Raw genomic sequence first — 19365 nt, 5'->3', positions numbered from 1 at the left:
CGAGTTAAGGGAACACTGTTCACTTGTTAAGGGAACGGCGTCCTGTTAGCGTGGCTGGACTTGGAGGAATCGAGTGACCGAGATTCGGATGAAGGTGAACGGTTCCGTCGAGTCCCTCGATGTCGAGCCGTGGGTGAGTCTGCTCGACGCGCTCCGCGAGCGGCTCGGGTTGACCGGTCCCAAGAAGGGCTGTGACCAGGGCGCCTGCGGTGCGTGCACAGTGCTTGCTGACGGCATGCGGATCAATGCCTGCCTCGCCTTGGCCGTTCAGTACGACGGCAGGGAGATCACCACGATCGAGGGTGTGGCGCATCCGCTGCAGGAGGCGTTCGTGCGCCACGACGGGTTCCAGTGCGGCTACTGCACCCCGGGCCAGATCTGCTCGGCGATCGGGATGCTGGCCGAGTACGAGGCCGGCATGCCGAGCGCGGTGACCAAGGCGCGTGGGCTCAGTGATGCTGAGATCAGGGAACGGATGAGCGGGAACCTGTGCCGCTGCGGCGCGTACAACGGGATCGTGGACGCGATCCTGGACGTGGCTGGGAAGGACGCGTGATGAGGCCGTTCGCCTACGTCAAGCCGGTCGACGCCCAGGCCGCCGTCCTGGCCGCCTCCGAGCCGGGCGCGAAGTTCCTCGGCGGCGGCACCAACCTGGTGGACCTGATGCGCGAGGGAATCGAGCGGCCCGACACCGTCGTGGACGTGACCGGGCTGCCGTTCGACACTGTGGAGGAGCTGCCCGGCGGTGGGCTGCGGATCGGGGCGCTGGTGCGCAACAGTGCCCTGGCCGCCGACCGGCGGGTGCGCACCCGCTACCCCATGCTGTCCCAGGCGCTGCTGTCCGGAGCATCCGGCCAGCTGCGCAACATGGCCACCGTGGGTGGCAACCTGCTGCAGCGCACCCGTTGCCCGTACTTCTACGACGCGGCCTCGGCCTGCAACAAGCGCGAGCCAGGCAGCGGCTGCGACGCGCTCGACGGGTTCAACCGCAGCTGCGCGATCCTGGGCGTGAGCCAGAGCTGCATAGCCACGCACCCCTCCGACATGTGTGTGGCGCTGGCCGCCCTGGACGCCGTTGTCGAGGTACGCGGCACGGACGGCATCCGCCGCGTCCCGCTAGCGGATCTGCATCGGCTCCCCGGTGATACCCCGGAGATCGAGACCGAGCTGGCCCCTGGCGACCTGATCACCGCGGTCGAGGTGCCGCCGGTCGAGGCCGACTCCCGCTACCGCAAGGTCCGCGACCGCGCATCGTATGCATTCGCCCTGGTCTCGGTCGCCGCGGCGCTGCGGGTGAGCGACGGGACGGTCACGGAGGTCCGGCTGGCGCTCGGCGGTGTCGCCCCCAAACCCTGGCGGGCCCGTGAGGCGGAGCGGCTGCTGGTCGGAGGCCCTGCGGACGAGGCGGCCTTCCGCCGCGCGGCCGAGGCCGACCTGGCCTCCGCGAACGTTCGGCAGGGAAACGCGTTCAAGGTCGACCTCGCCAGTTCCACGATCGTGGCCACGCTGCGCGAGCTGGGCAAGGAGGGGGCCCTGCGATGAGCATCAAAGAGGCCGAGACCGAGCGCACGACCGGCGCCACCAAGTACGTCGGCCGCGCCGTCGACCGGCTCGACGGGCCGGCCAAGACCACCGGCCAGGCCCGCTTCGCCGCTGAACACCCCTACCCGGACCTGGCCTACGCCGCGCTCGTGCACGCCAACATCGCGCGGGGCCGCATCACCGCCATCGACACCGCCGCTGCCCGTGCGGTGCAGGGCGTGATCGAGGTCCTCACCCACGAGAACGCGCCCGCCATGAACCCCGCCCCCAAGGTCAGCCTCCTCGACATCAGCTCGGTCGTCTCGAGTACGTCGGTGAACTACCTGGCCACCGACGAGGTGCACTGGAACGGCCAGCCGGTAGCGGTGGTGGTCGCCGAGACGCTGGAGGCCGCGAGGTACGCGGCGTCGCTGGTGGCGCCGGTGTATCGGGAGTCGCCCGCTGCGGTGGACTTCGCCGCCGAGGTACACAACGCGGTCCCGGAGAAGGGCAATCTGATCCTCCCGGGCAGGGCAGACAAGGGAGACGCGGCGGCCGCGCTGGCCGCCGCGCCGTTCGTGGTGGACCTCGAGTTCGCCACCCCTCAGCACACCCACAACGCGATCGAGCCGCACGCGACGACCGCCGTGTGGGAGGGAGACCGCCTGACTCTGCACGAGGGCACGCAGAACATCCCATGGCTGCGCAAGCATCTGGCGCAGCGGTTCGGGGTGCCCGAGGACGCGATCAGGGTGTTGTCCCCGTTCGTCGGGGGCGGGTTCGGCGGCAAAGGGCGGCCCTGGGCAGGGACCCTGCTGGCGGTGCTGGCCGCGCGGGCGACCGGGCGCCCCGTACGGCTGGCGCTCACCCGTGAGGGCGTCTACCACACCGTCGGCGGGCGGACCGCCAGCACGCAGCGGGTCGCGCTGGGCGCGGACGCGCAGGGAAGGCTGACCGCGCTCATCCACACCAGCGTGTCCAGGACGGCGCGGGTGGGCGGCATGCCCGAACAGATCACCGAGGTCTCCCGTCACCTGTACGCGGCCCCGAACATCCACCTTCGCCAGAACGTCGTCCAGCTCGACCTGCTGAGCAACACCTTCATGCGAGCGCCTGGTGAGTCGATCGGCAACTTCGCCCTGGAGTCGGCCGTGGACGAGCTGGCGTGGGAACTGGGGATGGATCCGATCGAGCTGCGGATGGTCAACGAGCCCGAGCGCGGCCCGGTGGGAGGCCAGAGGTTCGCGCACCGGATGTTGCGGGAGGCGTACGCGCTGGGCGCCGAGCGGTTCGGCTGGCGCGAGCGGGACCCGAGGCCGGGTGCGATGCGGGACGGCCGGTGGCTGGTCGGCATGGGTGTGGCCACCGCCCATCACTCCTCGATGCGCATGCCCGCCACTGTCACCGTCCGGCTCGACGCGGACGGCATGGTCGTGGTGCGTTGCGGCCTGCACGAGATGGGCATGGGCGCGGCGACCGCGCAGGCGCAGATCGCCGCCGACGAGATGGGCGTGCCGCTGGAATCCGTACGCGTGGAGTACGGCGATTCCGACCTTCCGCCGAGTGCCGGCGCGATCGGCTCGGTGCAGACCGCGAGCGTAGCTACGGGCGTGCTGGCCGCCTGCGCCAAACTGAGAAAGTCCGTGCTCACCCTGGCCCGCCGCACACCTGGCTCACCTCTGAAGGGCCGCAAGTTGGAGGAAGTGGAAGCCCGCGACGGTGGGCTCTACTACCGAGGCGGCGGCCAGACCTACACCGAGATCCTCGCCGCGGCCGGACGCGGCCATGTGGAGGCGAAGTCCAAGGAGACCATGCCGGGCTTCCTGGCCCGAACAGTGCGTGACCACCGGCGGTGGGTGAAGGCAGCAACGGGGGCACAGTTCTGCGAGGTCCGAGTCGACCCTGACACCGGAGAGGTACGGGTGTCGCGCTGGCTGGGCGTGTTCGACGTCGGCACGGTGATCAACGCTCGCACGGCTGCGAGCCAGTTGCGCGGCGGAATCGTCATGGGTATCGGCATGGCGCTCTCGGAGCAGACGCTGATCGACCACCGCACCGGCCGGATCATGAATCCGAGCCTGGCCGAATACCACGTGCCCGTGCACGCCGACATCCCCCGCATCGACGTGCACTACCTGAACGAGCCGGACCCCACAATGCCACTCGGCCTGCTCGGGATCGGAGAGATCGGCATCACCGGAGCTGCCGCCGCCGTGGCCAACGCCGTGCGGCACGCCACCGGCAAACGTGTGCTCGATCTGCCGATCACCCTCGACAAGCTGCGGTGAGAGTGCGAGCTGACGATGACTATGCGAGGACGCTAGCCCGCGTAGCGACCGGTGTGGCCCGGCACTTGTGGAAGGGCACTACACCGGCCGCGGTCAGTCGGGCGGACGCACCACTCGATTTGAGTTGATCCGAGGCGAATACGCACCGTGCTTGCCGCTTCTCAGGGCTTGGTTGGAGGAGATGTCGGCGCCCCATCGCGACTGGTCAGGGCAGAAGGTCCCGGTGATGACTGGCGTCCAACGTCTGTCACGGGGGCAGAGATCATGTTCGGCTACTAGAGAGAAGGAGTCGTACCACAACCAAGGCGAAGCGACCATGATCTCTGCGGTCTTTCCGTACGAAAAGCAGCGGCGGCTGATCTTCGGCTGCGAGATGGCGTAGGTGGAGGTCGGAGAGGGCGACCCGATCGTGTTGCTGCATGGCAATCCCACCTCGTCCTACTCTGTGGCGCAACGTGTTGCCGCACCTGCAGCCACGGGGTCCGCTGCATCGCTCCCGACCTGGTCGGCATGGGTGATTCGGACAAGCTGCCTGACAGTGGCCCGGGTTCGTATCGCTTTGTCGAGCATCGCAGCTACCTCGACGCGCTGCTCGGCGCCCTGGAGGTACGCGAGCGGGTCACCTTTGGTCGTCCATGACTGGGGCTCGGCCCTCGGGTTCGACTGGGCCAACCGCCACCGCGAGGCCGTGAAGGGGATCGCGTACATGGAGGCGATCGTGCGGCCTGGGACCTGGGACGCGATCAGTGGACTGTTCACGCGTCCAGTCCTGGAGGCGCTGCGTTCCGAGGCCGGCGAGGAGATGATCCTGCGAGACAACCTCTTCGTCGAGCGACTGTTGCCGCAGGCGATCTTGCGTACCCTCTCCGACGAGGAGATGGCGGCGTACCGGCGGCCGTTCGCCGAGCCCGGCGAGGGGCGGCGACCGACACTGACGTGGCCTCGGGAGATCCCCATCGAGGGCGAGCCCGCCGACGTGGAGGCGATCGTGGCCGCCTCTGCGGACTGGCTGGCGACCAGCGATGTACCCAAGCTGTTCCTCAAGGCGGAGCCCGGGGCGATCCTCGCCAGTGGAGCGTTGGTCGACTTCGTCCGGGGGTGGCCTGCTCAGGCTGAGGTGACGGTCGCGGGGAAGCACTTTGTCCAAGAGGATTCGCCGGACGAGATCGGCCGGGCCATCGTCGACTGGATGCGAGCCTCGGGCTGACGGCGGTCAGGAGAGGGGTGTCGATGACCAGGCGGATGACCAAGATGGCGGGCAGGGTTGGTGAGTTGTGCGACGCCGTGGACCTGCTGTGCATCGCTTTGAGCGATCCAAAGACCGGTCTAAGGAGGGAATCATCATGACTACTGACCTCATCCGTTCGGACGCGACTGAACTCGCTGAGTTGATCTGCACCGGAAAGGTTTCCTCCGTTGAGGTGGTGCAGGCGCACGTTGACCGCATCGAGGCCACCAATCCGCGGGTCAACGCCATCGTCACGCTCGCCGACGGTGCGCTGGCCGCCGCGAGGGCGGCGGACGAGGAGCTCACGGCGGGTGCGCAGGTGGGGCCGCTTCATGGTGTGCCCTTCACGGTCAAGGACGCCTTCGACACCGCCGGGGTGCTCACCCAGCGCGGCTCGCCGATCTTTGCGGGGCGTGTCCCGGACACGGACGCCACCAGCGTGGCCCGCTTGAAGCGGGCCGGCGCGATCGTTCTGGCGAAGACCAATCTCCCGGAGTTCTCGTACTGGGTTGAGTCCGACAACCTCTTGACGGGCAAGACGAACAACCCCTGGGACCTCGACCGCTCCTCCGGCGGTTCGAGCGGCGGGGAGTCCGCGGCCATCGCGGCTGGGATGTCGCCGCTTGGTCTCGGAAGCGACCTGTCCATCTCGGTGCGTGGGCCGGCGGCCGACACCGGTATCGCCTCCCTCAAGCCGACGCACGGGCGGGTCCCGATGACGGGGTTCTGGCCGCGGGAGCCGCGCCGTGACTGGCACGCCGGTCCCATGGCCCGCACTGTCCGTGACCTCGCACTCGCGTATCCACTGCTGGCCGGTCCTGACGGCGCTGACGGCTTCTCCGTGGTCCCGCGCGAGTTCGACGCCGGCCTGGGCGCCTCACCGGACCGGCCTGTCCGCCTCGGCTGGCTGGTCGACTCAGGACTCGGTCCGGTCAACGCAGAGGTCGCGGCAACTGTGCAGAAGGCCGCCGACGCCCTGCAGGGGGCGGGGGTTCGGGTCGAGGCCGTAGGTATCCCGGCTCTCGAGCGGGACAACCCCCTCGATCTCTTCGCCCGGCAGCACGTCATGGAGATGAAGCCGGCCGTCCGGGAGACCACTGCGGGTCGTGAGGACCAGATGTTCACCTACTCCCAGACCTTGCTCGCCACACCCGACACGTCTGTGGGGGACTATGTCCGGGCCGAGCAGGGCGTCGAGCGGCTCCGGGACGGTTTCGCGGAGTACTTCCACCAGTACGACGTGCTGCTGCTTCCGGTGACGACGATCCCCGCGCACGTGCATGGGCTCGAGCAGTTCACTCTCGACGGCCAGACGGTGGGCCCCTTCCACGTGAGCTCGACGACCGTCCCGTTCAGCCTGACGGGACTCCCTGCCCTGTCCATGCGGTTTGGCACGACCAGAGACGGCATGCCAATCGGCGTGCAGCTGGCGGCCACCTGGTACGCGGAGTCGACGATCCTGCACGTCGCTTCGTTGCTGGAGACACTGAGCCCGGTCCGCGACCAACACCCCGCCCTCTGACAGCCGGGGGAGGCCCACCCCGTTGGGCATCAACGAACGCTGCCAAGGCGCTTACGGGCGGCCAGTGGGGCGCGGTCGTGAGGGTGCAGAAGAAGTGCCCAGGGCCAGGTCGCGGTCCACGATCACTGCAACCTTGCCCAGGACGCTGTGGCCTGCCTTCAGCGACTGCAGTCCCGCGTTGATTGCCTCGACGGTGCTGTCGATGGTCTGGCTGATATGGGGGACCACTAGTCCTCAAATAAGCGAGTCGGTTCCGTGTCGGTGGCTGAACGCGATTTGATCATGTCGGCTGTCGTGTCGGGCATGTCGGTGGGGCGCCTGAAGGTGTCGGTGGCGGGTTGGAGTGGCCTGGTCGGGGGCTGTGTGGGGGTGTTCGGCGCTGGTTTTTGGTGTCTGGGCAGGTGTGGTTGCCGCCGCGGCTGCGCGGCGGTCGGTTCGGGGTTGGCATCTGGTTGTGGGTTAGCCGAAGCGGGTTCGTTCGGTGGTGTTCCAGGCGCTGAAGAGCCGGTCCAGGGCGGGGTTGTAGCCGATGAGTCGGATGGTGATGGCGCGGGCTCGGCGGGTCACTATGGCGGGGATGAGGATGATGGTGTTGAAGAAGCGCCGGAATTCCATGCGGATGTAGTCGCGGCGGTCAGCTTTGCGGTGCATCATCATCGCGAACCAGGACTTGATGTTCCAGGCGAGCGCGGCGATGACCATGTAGGCCCAGTTGGAGACCAGGTCGTGCAGCGGCACCCGCAGTGCGCCGACGCCGGACTTGAGGCTTGCGATGATGTTCTCCTGGTCGCAGCGCTGGTTGGCGCAGGCCACGACCTGTTCGGCTGTCAGGTCGGTGCGGGTGGTGATGTAGAAGAAGTAGCGGACCTCATCGATGAGCACCTGCTCACCGCGGCTGCGGCTGATGTTCTTGCGCAGCGCGACCACCCGGTAGGAGCGGTCGCACTTGCCGGGCTGGTAGTCGAAGCAGGCGACGTCTTCGTAGTTGAGTTCCAGGTTGAGGTAGCCGCGTTCGGCCACGATGGCCTGCTTGTGGTTGTCCCGGCGAGCCCGGGTCTGGCCGGTGGCGTTCTGGCCGGGGGTGTCTCGACGCATCCGGGTCCAGCAGGTCTGGGCCAGCGCCTCGGCACGGGCTCGTAGTGCGGTGTTGTTGTCCATGCCGAAGATGAAGTCGACCTTGTTCGCCCAGCGGTCGAAGTTGGCGGTGAGGGAGAAGTCGGTGTCACCGCGAAGGCACACCCGATCGGCGTGCGGTCTGACCAGGTCGATGGCCTTGTCGATCCAGCTTGCCGCGTCTTGGTGGCTGGGTGCGTTGCCTGGCCGGTTGACCAGGTAGAGCACTTCCTTGGTGTTGGCCAGCGACACGATCAGCGGCGCGTATCCCCAGATCCGGTTGTAGGACATGTCCATGCCGGCCTTACGGCGCCCGGAAGTGGGGGCGATCGTGCCGTCGGCGTCGATGTAGGCGATCGGGGCGAGCAGGTCGCCTCCCCGACCCGTCCACAACTGTGGGCGTACCGCGTTGATCGCTTCCATCAACTCCACCACGTCGTCCTCGGCGAAGCGGCGGCAGAAGTCACCGGCCGTGGTGGGGTCTGGGATCAGGTCCGCGCCTAAGGCGTTCATGTAGGCGGTGTCGTGCCGGAGTCGTTCGATGTCTTCCAGGCGGGTGCCGCCACACATCACGTTGTAGGTCAGGTTCAGCACATGGTCGGACTCGTGGTAGGGCAGGTGCACCTTCAACAGGTGCAGACCGTCGTTGATCTGGTCGACCAGGCCCAGCTTGGTCACCAGCCGGTGCACCGCGGCGATCCCGCCGAAACAGGTCGCGTCGAGGTTCCCGCCGACCTCGTAGGCCACCTTCCCCGACGTCAACATCGGGGAACGCTGTTCGCCCCAATGCCCCGCCAACCCCTGACGCGCCGCCACCCTGCGCCGCCGACGCGCCGCGTTCCGCCGACTCTGAACATGCGATATCTTCTTCACCACAAAGGCCTTTTCTTGCCGGACTGCGTTGCGAGCGCTAACCCAGCAAGATAAGGCCTTTGCCTATGAAAACAGCCATCCAGCCCAGCCGACACGCTTGCTCGAGGACTAGTGTCATGTAATTGAATTCACTTTACTTTCAATGGTGCTTGTGAAACAATTTTGGTATGCAGCAGCTTACGGAGGAGCGGCGTAGCGAGTTGGAGTCGGTTGTGTCTGTCGGGTACGACGGCTCGGAGTCGATGCGGGCACAGATGGTGCTGGCGTGGTTCGATGGTGAGAGTGCCGCGGATATTGCGAGGCGCTTCGGAGCGTCGAAGCCGACGGTGTATAAGTGGGTGGACCGGTTCGAAGAGGCCGGCGTAGCGGGGTTAGAGGACCGTACGTCGACTGGCAGGCCTCGTTCTGTGTCTGATTCGGTGCGGTCGCGGATTGTGGCGTTAACGAAGCTCGGCCCGCCGAAAGAAACGGGGCTGACGCACTGGTCGAGCTATGAGATGGCCAAGTATCTGAGACGCCGTGAAGGTATCAGCGTCTCGCACAACTTCGTCGCCGAATTGTGGCGTGAGCACGGCTTGAAGCCACATCGGCAGGGCACGTTCAAGACCTCCACCGACCCGGAGTTCGCGACCAAAGTGGTCGACGTCGTAGGCCTTTACCTCGATCCGCCCGAGGGTGCGGTGGTGCTCAGCTTCGACGAGAAGACGCAGGTCCAGGCTCTGGACCGGACCCAGCCGCTACTGCCGATCAGCTTCGACAAGACCGAGAAGCGCACCCACGACTACGTCCGCCACGGCACCACGAACCTGTTCGCCGCCCTTGAGGTGCTCACCGGAAAAATCACCGGACAAACCTTCCACCGAAAGCGGACCAAAGAGTTCCTACGCTTCATGGAACGACTGGTCAAACGGTACCCGGCAGAGCAAGAAATCCACGTAGTCCTCGACAACCTCAAAACTCACAACAACGGCGACGTCAACGAATGGCTGGCCAAACACCCCAACGTGAAGTTCCACTTCACGCCGAAAGGTAGCTCCTGGATCAACCAGATCGAAACATGGTTCGGCATCATCACCCGGCAATCCATCCGCCGCGGCTCCTTCAAATCCCTCGCCGAGCTGATCCGCCATATCGAGAACTACATCGACCACTGGAACGAAGACGCCGAGCCGTTCGAGTGGACAGCGACAGCCGATCAGATCCTTGAGAAAGTAGCCATGCTCGACCGCGACTACGTGAAGCTGGTCGCCAACAACTACAACCCCAAGTAAAGCACTTTTAATTACGACACACTAGTCCTTGCTCCGCCCACTCCATCGCCAGTGCCATCCCGCGCTGGAGAAATGCGCGCGCCTCGCTGTCGAGCGTGGCAGGTTCGGAGAAGTAGCGCAGCAGATTGACGTTGACGTGCTTGGCGGCGCGCTCAGCGAGGATCGTAGACACAGGGCTGCGCGTTTCGGCCAATCGTGTCGTCTTGCCAGGGCCGACGCCGAGCACGATCCAGCTGCCGCCCCGCCGGACGGTCTTCGCGGCCTCGACAAAGCTGTGCTCGCTGTAGGTGGCGTCGAAGACCAGGTCAACGCCCCGGCCCCCGGTCAGCTTGGCGATCTCGGCGGGGATGTCGTCGCGCTTGTAATCGAAAACGTGGTGGGCTCCGGACTGCCGGGCCAGCGCGATCGATTCCGGCGTACTGCCGCTGCTGATGACCGATCCGGCCCCCAGGGCACGCGCCGCCATCTGCACGGCGAGGTGCCCCACACCGCCCCCGCCGCCCGGGATATAGACCGTGTCTCCGGCCTGGGCAGCCGGGTAAAGACCTGCGAATGCCGACAGGAAGCACATGGGGAGCGCGGCCGCATCGCGGAAGCTCAGCGATGCTGGCTTGTGAACGGTGAGGAACTGGCGTGCGAGAGCGTAGCCGCCTACGTCTTTGTTGCCGCTGGTTGCGACCCAGCCGCCATCACCGTTCAAATCGGCCATGGCTGTCACCGTGTCGCCGACGTCTACGCCACCCACAGCATGGCCCACGGCGATCACCACGCCAGCGAGGTCAAGACCGAGAGCGACCGGTGGCGTCCGTCCCATGAAATTGAGGTCGGCCAGCTTGTACTCCAGCGGATTGAGCGACGAGGCGGCGACGCGGATCAGAACCTGGTCGGCCGACGGCTGAGGGACGTGAAAGCGCACGGCCTCGAGTGGTAGCCCAGCGCGGTGGCTCGTGTAACCGACGCCGAGAAACGACTCCGGGATCGTCTGCGTCATGAAGCTGCCGCCTCGTAGCCACTCGTGGAGGGACACCCGCCACCAGATGCGCTCCTCCGGTGCCTTCAGGTTACGCCGTCACGGAAACTTGACATGCGCCTGAAGCGTGCGTCTCCTCACACACGGCGATGCCGCCAATCTGACGAAATGCACTGAGCACAACGAGGTTGGTGGGTGCCTGCTGCAGGCGACCATCCCACCAACCTCGGACCGCAGACGTCGCTCGGCTTCCGGTTCACCGTCACTCGCAAGGTGACTGACTCCACCAAGGGCCCGGTCGTCCACAGCTACGGCGTAAAGGCGCTACCCGCGGTCAAGCCACAGCGGGTGCTCCAACTGCTCTTGAGCTGCTTTGACTTTGAGACGTGGCAGAGCGGCCAACTGGATGGCCACGATGGTTGGGTCCGTGACCGACTCGCAGCGTTGCAGGCGATCGAGGATGCGGGTGACCTGATCAAGCTGCAGGACTTCGGTCTGGAGGCTCCCTCCGGCCGGCTGGTGAGGATAGAGAAGGTCAGCCTGTAGGAAGGTCACACTTGCGGACATCTGTGCGGTAGTGGTGAAGACGGCAGAATCCGACCATCAAGGCAGGAGGAATCCTAGCCAAGCAGGCGACCACGAGACCAGGATCGGCGGCTTGAGTCGTCCTATGTCAGCAAGAAGTCCGCACGTCACCTCAGTACCTGTGCTTATCGCTTCCATAGGAAGCGCGCTACTCGCACTCGGTAATCAAATCGGGGGCGGATGGGTTGTCATAGATACAGCTTGCATACAAGGCGAGATCAGCGGGGAGTGATCAGATGCGGAAGGCAGCGATCTCTCGGGGATGGCGATGCGCGTGGTCCCATCTGAGTGCCGAGAGGAACGTCGACAACGTAGAGCTGTCCGAGGACGAGCTGCACGCCCTGGACGTCGGGGTCAGGTGCGGCGTCGCGGCAATCCTGGATATTTTGGAAGCTCGGTTCAACGGTCAGCCGGTCTGACCTAGGGCCCCGTCTCTTCGGAGGCGGGGCTCTTTCTCACTTCTCCGGCGCAGAGGGGTTGAGATCATCTTGGAAGGGAACTGATCGGCGGGCGTCGGCGGCGGGAGTGCTCCCGTCTAGCTGCTCCCGGCCGTAGCGTGAAGTAGTGGCGGCTCTCAAGTGCCGAGCGCACAGCTCGTTTTAGCGAAGACGGTGATCCCCGACATGCAGTACAGCAGGCAGGTGATCGTTGACGTGTTGCGCAAGGCGGGGTACTTCAAGGCAGCCGATGAGGCCATGCGGGAGTTGCCCGACCCTGTTGACCTCGATGATGCCGTGGAATTTGGGGAGCAGCGCGGTTGTAACCCAGAGGCTCTGATTAGCAGTATGGGTGGAAGCCCATGACCCGAGGCGATCATGGACGTCCTGAGTATGAGGTTCCATAGCGGCCTAGCCTAAAAGGTAAAGCCCTACTTCTTCGTGAGATAGGGCTCCTTTTTCTTTTTCTGGCGCTGGGAACCAACGCTGAACTCGGAGAGTTGTGCAGGCAGGCCCCGCCTTCTAGTCCCCGGGCGGGCGGGCGGGCAGGCGGGGCTCTTTTCATTTCACGTACGTCCCGCACTGCGGTGCCACGACTAGGGGGCCCTCGTCCACCAGGACGGCGATGGCACGCCGCGCAGTCCCTCGGGAGATGCCGTAGGCCTGGATGAGCCGCAGATCACTCGCCATCGGCCGGCGCTTCTCCCAGTCGGGAATCCGGGCACGGAGGGTCCCCCATCACCACCTGGCCGCTTCGCCGGGCCAAAGGGCGGGACCGTCTGCGTGGAGGCGTGCCGGCGGGCGCGGCGATCGCTCGCCACCCCTCACCTCGTGGGCGCAGGTCCACATTGCCGTCGGCGATGGAAAACCCGAGCGTCACCGATTTCGGAACATCCGGCCCTTGGCGGCCCCCGTGCTCTCGTTGATCACGCTGAAGATGTCGGTCCGCAATGCCCGCAGAGCTTCGACGTCGGCCGTGCCCACGGTCACCTCGAGTCGATCGCGATGCGTGGTCTGCACGTAGGAGTCCACAACCGTCTCGGCCCACTCCAGGGCGCCGGGGATGTCGTCGAGCAGGTCGTTCCGGGCGGCGCTGGTGTTCAGCAGCTCCTATATCAGGGCAAGGCCGGTCAGCGCGTGGCGGTGGGTGGCGGGCCAGGAGATCACCCCGCCAGAGTGCCCCGGGGAGACAGAACCCGTGCGAACTGTGCGTATGTCGATCAGCAGGGGACATAGAGCGCTGACGACGCGGCGATCGCGACGTCGCGCTGACTCTTGCCCGACATAGGCAATCGGGTTACGGTTGCGTCGTTGTCGCCGGAGCACCTGGAACGCGCAACAGAGCGGTCCCTCAGCGGCGCATCGCGGTGGCCAGAGCCCTCCGGCTCTTGTCACACCGATCAAGCAGAGTTTCGGGAGGCCAAGTGGACACCGATCATGAGAAGTCGATTCTCGTCACGGGAGCCACCGGCAAGACGGGCGGCCACGCGGTCCGCCTTCTGCTGAGGGATGGGCTCCGGGTACGCGCTCTGGTTCACCGCGAGGACGAGCGATCCGAGCAGCTGGCGGCGGCCGGGGCCGAGGTGGTGCGTGGTGACCTCCACGACCTGGATGATGTCGGCGGGGCGACACGTGACGTGGGAAGTGCGTACTTCGTCCATCCGATCGCGCCAGGTCTGATCGAGGCGACCGTCATCTTCGCCCAGGCGGCGGCCGAGAACGGCGTGGACGCCATCGTCAACATGTCGCAGATCTCCGCCCGTCGCGAAGCCAAGAGTGACGCCGCCCGTCAACACTGGCTTGCGGAGCGCGTTCTGGACAGGTTCCCGGCACAGGTGACTCACCTACGGCCGACCTTCTTCGCCGAGTGGCTGATCGTGTATGGGGAGTACGACGAGAAGGGTGGCGTTCTTCGATTTCCCATGGGCGACGGCCGTCACGCGCCGATCGCGGGCGAGGACCTCGGAAGGTTGGCAGCTGCCATCGTTGCGAACCCCGGTCCGCACGCTGCGAAGACATACCCGATCTTCGGCCCGGTGGAGCTCCACCACGACGAGATTGCGGCTCGAGTGTCCAAGGCGCTCGGCAGACCGGTGCGGTACGAACCGATCTCTCCGGCGACCTTCGCTGACATCCTTCGTGGCCGCGGCTGGGATCCGCACCGGATCCAGCATCTGCGAAACGTCGCGATCGACTACCAGAACGGCATCTTCGCCGGCACCAACGACGTCATCGAGACCATCACCGGCAGGCCACCCATGGGGGTCGAGGAGTTTGTCGAGAGGAACAGGCGGGAATTCGACCGCGCATCGCGGTGACGCCTCTCCGTCTGAAGCGTGCGGTCGTCGGCGCCAATGAGGAAGACGACGTCGTCATCATCGACTCCGGCCCCGAGCTCATGACGTCCTGGCCCGGCCGAGGGGCGGGCGGTGAGCCCAGGTGGCCCAGCGCCAGAGCCACTCGATGGGGCCCTGGCGGTAGCGGCGCAGCCAGAGGGTTGAGAAAAGCCACTGGGCCGTGAGGATGGTTCCCGCGGCCAGGTACGCCGCCGTCAAGGACTGGCCGATCGGCAGACCGAGGATGTGACTGGCCACCAGAACGAGGAGTGTGGCGGTCAGATAATTGGTCAGTGCCATCCGGCCCAGTGGCGCGAAGACGAACTGCAGCGCCGGTCGCAGCGGCGTTCTGAGCAGGACCAGCAGGCCGCACACGTACACACCGACGAGCAGCAGATCGGCAAGGCTGGACGCGGATGACAGGTACGTCGTGGCCCCCACGGCCCGCATGCTGGCCTGTACCCACAGGGCAGAGGCCAGTCCCGCCGCGAAGAGCAGGCCCAGCAGAAGCGGCCCTCGGGTGGAGCGCTCGACCTGCTCGATCACCCCGTAGCGGACCAGTGCCGAGCCCAGCAGAAACAGCCCTGCGATCAGCATGGGCCCGCCCCCGCCGAAGATCAGCGCCGCCGGAATGAGTGCGGCGGCAAGGCCGGCCATGGCCCACCGCGGCAGCCAGGTCGAGGGCAGCAGAACAAGTAGGCCGACGACAGCGTACTTGGTCAGGATCTCGCCCGGCCATAACAGCATGTGCACGAGGCCGATCGCGAGCAGCGCCCCAAGCCGGCGCAGCAGGACCAGCCGTGGGCGGGGGACGCGGCTCGCGGCGGAGTCCAGCAGCAGCGCGAACCCAATGCCGAACAGTAGGGAGAAGATCGGCAGTCCGAGCCAGGGGTCCCAGTGGCCCATGGGCTGCGTCACGACGGCAGAGCTGCCGGTGGCAATGAGCTGGATGTTGGCGAGCAGGATCTCGCACAGCGCGAACCCGCGCAGCACGTCGAGTGCGACGATCCGGGGCCGACCAGAGGAGAACGCAGCGGTCTGGGGCTGGCCCGCCGCGGAGGCGACGGTCTGGGGCCGATCGGGGGAGGCGGCGGCGGGCCCGTCGTGCGGGAAACGCTGGTCGGGATGGCTGGCCGGACCCTTGGGGCGCCGCGATTTCTGGGGGAGATCTTCGCGTGGCATGGGCCTCATCCTTTAGGGCCACCCAGGGGGACGGCATCAGCTAAAAGTAGGCTCCGAAGCGCCCGAGATCGTACTTTCGGCCGGTCAGTGGACAAACAACTGCGATGCACGTTCTGTGCACCGCACCGGTATGGCAGCGTCAAGTTGTCCGGACCCACCCGGTAGGGCGGTGGTGCTCTCCATCGATCAGCACCTGGAACATCGACGCGAAGCTGTTCACCCGGACCGCCGCCAGCGAACAGAGCCTCTGACGCGGGTACACCGCTTGTGATCACCCCGCGGCCAGTTACGTCAGGTCGGTTCTTGGAGTCGCAAGGTGCAACCCAGGCTTGTCAGGGAATGCTCAGAACCATGGCGAACGCTCCGGCGACCAGCACTTACACAGCCCGGCGGCTCACCGTCCCTCTCAACCGACCGTACGACGACGCAGTCCGCACCTTTGAGCGCTTGGTCCCAGCCGCCGACGCCGCCAGCTTCTTTAAGCTCGACACCTGGGATGCCGTCGTCCGGCTTATGAGCGAGGAGGCCCCGCACGGTTTCCTGCGCTACCAGAGCCTTGACATATCGCCGTTCATGGCCACTTCCGGAGCCGCCGGGGAGTGCGTGGTCTACCTGATGGGAAATCATGTCATCGCCGAACGCATGTACCGCCACGACCATTCGGTGATGCTCTACGCCCCCCTCCACCTGCTCATCCACGCCGATGCGTCCGGCCAGGCCGTCTTCGTCATCGACCAGCCCAGCACGCTCTTCGCCAGTTTCCACGATCCAGCCATCACGGCGGTCGGCCACGAACTGGACGAGAAGGTGTCCGCCCTCCTGGTGGCCCTGGATGCGCAGCCACCGGCCGAGCTCGCGTGAGTGCCCACCTCTTCGTACGTGTGACGCACCATCATTCCCCAAGTTCCCGAGCACCTCATCTGGTCAGGCGGACGGGAGCTCCTGTGATCGCCTTGCGGACGATCTTGTACGGCGGGAGTCGGTCGTCGACGTTCGCGTTGAACAGCGGTGCGCGGGGCAGTTGGTTCGCACTGAGGTAGAGGTACCCGTCGTCGGCGAGGGCGAGCGTGTCCGGCCAGAGCAGATCCGGCCCGTGCATGAGCGTCGTCCAGGTTCCGTCGGGATCAAGGCGTAGGACGGCGCTGTGCTCGTAGCTGGTGGAATACACCGCGCCGGCCGCGTCGGACTCGAGCCCGTCGGAGGCTCCCTTGTCACCGTGGTCGATGATGGATTCGGCGACCGCCTCGTCGGAGGCGGACTCGTCGGTGAGCAGGTCCGCGGCGACACTGTAGAGCCGTCTGCTCGACAACGGGCAGTAGTAGAGCCGCGAACCGTCCGCGCTCACTGCAATGCCGTCGACGCCGACGACGTAGTTGTCCCGCATCCTGCCCTCGACGATCGCTCGGAAGTCGGGCTGGGCGGACGTGGTCGGATGGCCGCGAAGTTTCGCCCAGCAGTCTCCGGTGGCGAGGTCGACGACGATCAAGGCGCCGGTCGGATCGCAGTCGGACACGTAGGCGTAGCCGTCTTCTCCCCTGCTCAAGTCGAAGCGGACGTCGTTGATGTAGGTCGTCGGCGTGGTCGCCGCGCCCTCGATCGGGATGATCCTCGCGACCTTGTCGCTCCCAAGGTCGATCTCGACGAGCTTGGGCCCGCGCGGAAGATGAGGAGCGAAGGCCAGGCTGCCGGTGTCGACCGCCCAGAGACGCTCGGCCGGGTCGACGATGACACTCTGCACGGACACGAACGTGGTTGCGGGGTTCGCCTCGTCGAGCCGGTTGACGGTGGAATCCGGATAAGGCACCGGACGACCGTCGACGACTTCCGCGACAGTGAACGAGACGTCATCTCCCCAGCGGGGGAAGGACACGAAGATCCGACCAGTAGGGCTCACGGTGACGCCGGTCTGCATGAAGTCGAATTCGGCGACGACCTCGTAGTCCGGTGCGATCCAGGAACCAAGCGGCGCAGGTACGTCGCCCTCGCGCTCTTCGTCGACCATGGCAGACATTCCTTCCGGACCTCCACGGCGGCAAGTCCCGCGCTCGACCAGAGAGGGGCCCGGACGCGGAGCCTGTCTGACCAGTGTTACGCAGCCCGCGTCCTCCAACCACGTCAGAGTCTCAAGGTCGCTTCGGGTGTTTGTGGTGTCTGATGGGCCTGAAGGCTCTGAGCTCCTGTGACTTTGGGCCGGCCGGCGCGGGCCCGCAGGTGGGTACCTGGGCCCCGAGGGTGAGTTCCCCTGGGGGATGGCCGCCTACGCCTCGCCTCCGGCCCAGCGCTGAGGGCGTAGGCGGCCTGATCTCCCAGTGACCCTGGCGTGACAACAGCGCAGGCATTGTGCGGATCCCACCGGTCCGTGGTCCACTGAATGAGAGGCTTCCCCGGGGGAACGGAGGCCCTCGTGAAGGTCGTTGTGGATCTCACGCGCTGTCAGGGCTATGCACAGTGTGCCTTCGCCGCGCCGGATGTGTTCGAAATGCGGGGCGACGAGGCGCTGCTGTACGACCCCACTCCTGACGACGCGCAGCGGGCAAAGATCGCGCGCGCCGCGGCGGCCTGCCCGGTCCAGGCAATCGCCTTCGACCCGCCCAGCCAGGCGAACGTCCCGCAGCCGCGCCAACCGTCAGTTGCCCCGGCGCACGTGCCCGTCGCGGGTCCGGAGGAGGCGTCCAAACGCACCGGGAGCATCGTCATCGTCGGGGCGTCCCTGGCAGGGCTGCGGGCAGGCTTGGTACTGCGCAGAACCGGCTTCACCGGTTCGCTCACCGTGATCGGAGACGAGCCCTACCGTCCCTACGACCGGCCACCGCTGTCCAAACAAGTCCTCATCGGCCAGGCTTCGGCGCGGGCAAGCGCACTGCCCCGCCGCGACGAACTGGACGCGCTTTGGCGGCTCGGTGTCGCGGCCACGGGGGTTGACCTGGGCAGCAAACAGGTGCTCCTGGCCAACGGCGAGAGAGTGGGGTTCGACCGGTTGCTCATCGCCACTGGGGCGCGGGCTCGGCCGTGGCCGAACGAGGCGGAGGCCGGGCTTGACGGGGTGTACGTACTCCGCAGCCCGAACGACGCCGACGGGTTGCGGCGACGGCTGGCGGCCAGCCCCAGCCGGGCGCTGGTCATCGGCGCCGGGTTCACCGGCTCTGAGGTCGCCTCCGCCTGCCGCGAGCTGGACGTGCCGGTGACGGTAGTCGAGCAGGGCCCGGCCCCGCTGGTCGGCTCGCTGGGCGCCGTGATCGGCGGCGTCGCGGCCCAGATCCAGCGCGACCACGGTGTCGACCTGCGGTGCGGCGTTGGAGTCGAGGCGCTGGAAGGCGATCCGGGCGGGAGGTTGCGGCGAGCCCGGCTGTCCGACGGCAGCACCCTCGACGTCGACGTCGCGGTGGCCGCGCTCGGCAGCATCCGCAACGTTGAGTGGCTGGAAGGCTCAGGGCTGGCCGCGGGGGACTGGGGGGTGGCGTGCGATGCGGGGTGCCGCGCTGTCGACGTGAACGGCGTCGTTACCGACGATGTGTTCGTCGCAGGCGACATCGCCCGATTCCCCCACCCCCTCTATGACTACCAGTACCTCGCCCTCGAGCACTGGGGGAACGCCGTCGCCCAGGCGGAGATCGCCGCACACAACATGATCAGCGCTCAGAGCGAACGCTGGCCGCACCTGGCGTTACCGGAGTTCTGGTCCACCCAGTTCGGCACCGAGATCAAGTCCGTCGGCGTCCCGACCTACGCCGACCACGTCGTCATCGCCCAAGGGTCCGTGCCCGATTACCGATTCGTCGCCGCTTACGGCTACCGCGGACGCATCACCGCGGCTGTCGCCTTCAACCAGTCCAAATGGCTGGACTTCTATGAGGGGTTGATCGACCGGGCGGCGCCGTTCCCGCCTTCCTTCCGCACCGTCGACCAGCCCACCGAGGGAGGCCCGGTCCCAGCACAGGTCCCAGATCGGCCCACCCATCAAGCCACCGTCGTGGTGACCGGCCACGGACCCAGCGAACGGCGGGCCACGTTTGTCCGCAGAACCTACCTGTGACGCCCG

At 66.5% G+C, this 19365-nt stretch carries 18 protein-coding genes; 12 read left to right on the top strand and 6 right to left on the bottom strand.

Going from position 1 to position 19365, the window contains the following annotated elements; genetic code table 11:
- The first annotated feature begins 73 nt into the window (after positions 1-73).
- The 6 genes from HEB94_RS05570 to HEB94_RS05550 all read left to right on the top strand — a co-directional run bounded on the left by HEB94_RS05570 (position 74) and on the right by HEB94_RS05550 (position 6559).
- Complete coding sequence (locus HEB94_RS05570) at positions 74-556, top strand: (2Fe-2S)-binding protein (protein WP_337917483.1); 483 nt, start codon at positions 74-76, stop codon at positions 554-556.
- Positions 556-1542, top strand: a complete 987-nt coding sequence (locus tag HEB94_RS05565; RefSeq protein WP_192748916.1) for an FAD binding domain-containing protein — start codon at positions 556-558, stop codon at positions 1540-1542. The genes HEB94_RS05570 and HEB94_RS05565 overlap by 1 nt, the downstream gene beginning before the upstream one ends.
- Positions 1539-3809, top strand: coding sequence for a xanthine dehydrogenase family protein molybdopterin-binding subunit (locus HEB94_RS05560; protein ID WP_192748915.1), 2271 nt, complete (start codon positions 1539-1541; stop codon positions 3807-3809). Before HEB94_RS05565 ends, HEB94_RS05560 begins: the two co-directional genes overlap by 4 nt.
- 510 nt (positions 3810-4319) lie before the next feature.
- Complete coding sequence (locus HEB94_RS52265) at positions 4320-4448, top strand: hypothetical protein (RefSeq protein ID WP_273374944.1); 129 nt, start codon at positions 4320-4322, stop codon at positions 4446-4448.
- Positions 4435-5016: a haloalkane dehalogenase gene (locus HEB94_RS05555; protein ID WP_202896157.1), complete on the top strand. Its 582-nt coding sequence runs from the start codon at positions 4435-4437 to the stop codon at positions 5014-5016. Before HEB94_RS52265 ends, HEB94_RS05555 begins: the two co-directional genes overlap by 14 nt.
- A 136-nt stretch (positions 5017-5152) precedes the next feature.
- On the top strand, positions 5153-6559 hold the full coding sequence (locus tag HEB94_RS05550) for an amidase (protein ID WP_192748914.1): 1407 nt from the start codon (positions 5153-5155) through the stop codon (positions 6557-6559).
- A gap of 459 nt (positions 6560-7018) precedes the next feature.
- Here the strand turns inward: HEB94_RS05550 and HEB94_RS05545 are convergent, their stop codons facing one another.
- Positions 7019-8536: an IS1380 family transposase gene (locus tag HEB94_RS05545; RefSeq protein WP_420481580.1), complete on the bottom strand. Its 1518-nt coding sequence runs from the start codon at positions 8534-8536 to the stop codon at positions 7019-7021.
- Between the two features lie 176 nt (positions 8537-8712).
- Between HEB94_RS05545 and HEB94_RS05540 the strand changes: the two genes are divergently transcribed.
- Positions 8713-9816: an IS630 family transposase gene (locus HEB94_RS05540; RefSeq protein WP_192748912.1), complete on the top strand. Its 1104-nt coding sequence runs from the start codon at positions 8713-8715 to the stop codon at positions 9814-9816.
- A 7-nt stretch (positions 9817-9823) separates the two neighbouring features.
- Here the strand turns inward: HEB94_RS05540 and HEB94_RS05535 are convergent, their stop codons facing one another.
- Positions 9824-10807 (bottom strand): quinone oxidoreductase family protein, encoded by a 984-nt coding sequence (locus tag HEB94_RS05535; protein ID WP_192748911.1) that lies wholly within the window; start codon positions 10805-10807, stop codon positions 9824-9826.
- A gap of 174 nt (positions 10808-10981) precedes the next feature.
- Here HEB94_RS05535 and HEB94_RS05530 point away from each other — a divergent pair, with 174 nt between their 5' ends.
- Together HEB94_RS05530 and HEB94_RS05525 are read left to right on the top strand one after the other, a co-directional pair.
- Complete coding sequence (locus HEB94_RS05530; protein ID WP_192748910.1) at positions 10982-11332, top strand: hypothetical protein; 351 nt, start codon at positions 10982-10984, stop codon at positions 11330-11332.
- A 662-nt stretch (positions 11333-11994) separates the two neighbouring features.
- Entirely contained in the window at positions 11995-12174 is a 180-nt protein-coding gene (locus tag HEB94_RS05525) for a hypothetical protein (RefSeq protein ID WP_192748909.1), read from the top strand.
- A 195-nt stretch (positions 12175-12369) separates the two neighbouring features.
- Here the strand turns inward: HEB94_RS05525 and HEB94_RS05520 are convergent, their stop codons facing one another.
- Together HEB94_RS05520 and HEB94_RS05515 are read right to left on the bottom strand one after the other, a co-directional pair.
- Positions 12370-12498: a GntR family transcriptional regulator gene (locus tag HEB94_RS05520; RefSeq protein WP_192748908.1), complete on the bottom strand. Its 129-nt coding sequence runs from the start codon at positions 12496-12498 to the stop codon at positions 12370-12372.
- 186 nt (positions 12499-12684) lie between these two features.
- Positions 12685-12828, bottom strand: a complete 144-nt coding sequence (locus HEB94_RS05515; RefSeq protein WP_192748907.1) for a hypothetical protein — start codon at positions 12826-12828, stop codon at positions 12685-12687.
- A gap of 404 nt (positions 12829-13232) precedes the next feature.
- On the opposite strand from HEB94_RS05515, the gene HEB94_RS05510 reads away from it, so the two are divergent.
- Positions 13233-14126, top strand: coding sequence for an NmrA family NAD(P)-binding protein (locus tag HEB94_RS05510; protein WP_192748906.1), 894 nt, complete (start codon positions 13233-13235; stop codon positions 14124-14126).
- Between the two features lie 78 nt (positions 14127-14204).
- Here the strand turns inward: HEB94_RS05510 and HEB94_RS05505 are convergent, their stop codons facing one another.
- Positions 14205-15326: a DUF418 domain-containing protein gene (locus HEB94_RS05505; RefSeq protein ID WP_192748905.1), complete on the bottom strand. Its 1122-nt coding sequence runs from the start codon at positions 15324-15326 to the stop codon at positions 14205-14207.
- A gap of 303 nt (positions 15327-15629) precedes the next feature.
- Between HEB94_RS05505 and HEB94_RS05500 the strand changes: the two genes are divergently transcribed.
- A complete protein-coding gene (locus HEB94_RS05500) occupies positions 15630-16187 on the top strand; it encodes a hypothetical protein (RefSeq protein WP_202896156.1) in 558 nt (185 codons plus the stop codon).
- 55 nt (positions 16188-16242) lie between these two features.
- Here HEB94_RS05500 and HEB94_RS05495 read toward each other — a convergent pair whose 3' ends face one another.
- Positions 16243-17328 (bottom strand): L-dopachrome tautomerase-related protein, encoded by a 1086-nt coding sequence (locus HEB94_RS05495; RefSeq protein WP_192748904.1) that lies wholly within the window; start codon positions 17326-17328, stop codon positions 16243-16245.
- Between the two features lie 402 nt (positions 17329-17730).
- Here HEB94_RS05495 and HEB94_RS05490 point away from each other — a divergent pair, with 402 nt between their 5' ends.
- The gene (locus HEB94_RS05490) at positions 17731-19359 is read left to right on the top strand and encodes an FAD-dependent oxidoreductase (RefSeq protein WP_192748903.1); all 1629 of its coding nucleotides are present in this window, start codon (positions 17731-17733) and stop codon (positions 19357-19359) included.
- Positions 19360-19365 lie beyond the last annotated feature (6 nt).

Origin of the sequence: Actinopolymorpha pittospori, from assembly GCF_014873875.1 — a bacterium.
Classification (GTDB): domain Bacteria; phylum Actinomycetota; class Actinomycetes; order Propionibacteriales; family Actinopolymorphaceae; genus Actinopolymorpha; species Actinopolymorpha pittospori.
This window is presented reverse-complemented; position numbering and strand designations above follow the sequence as displayed.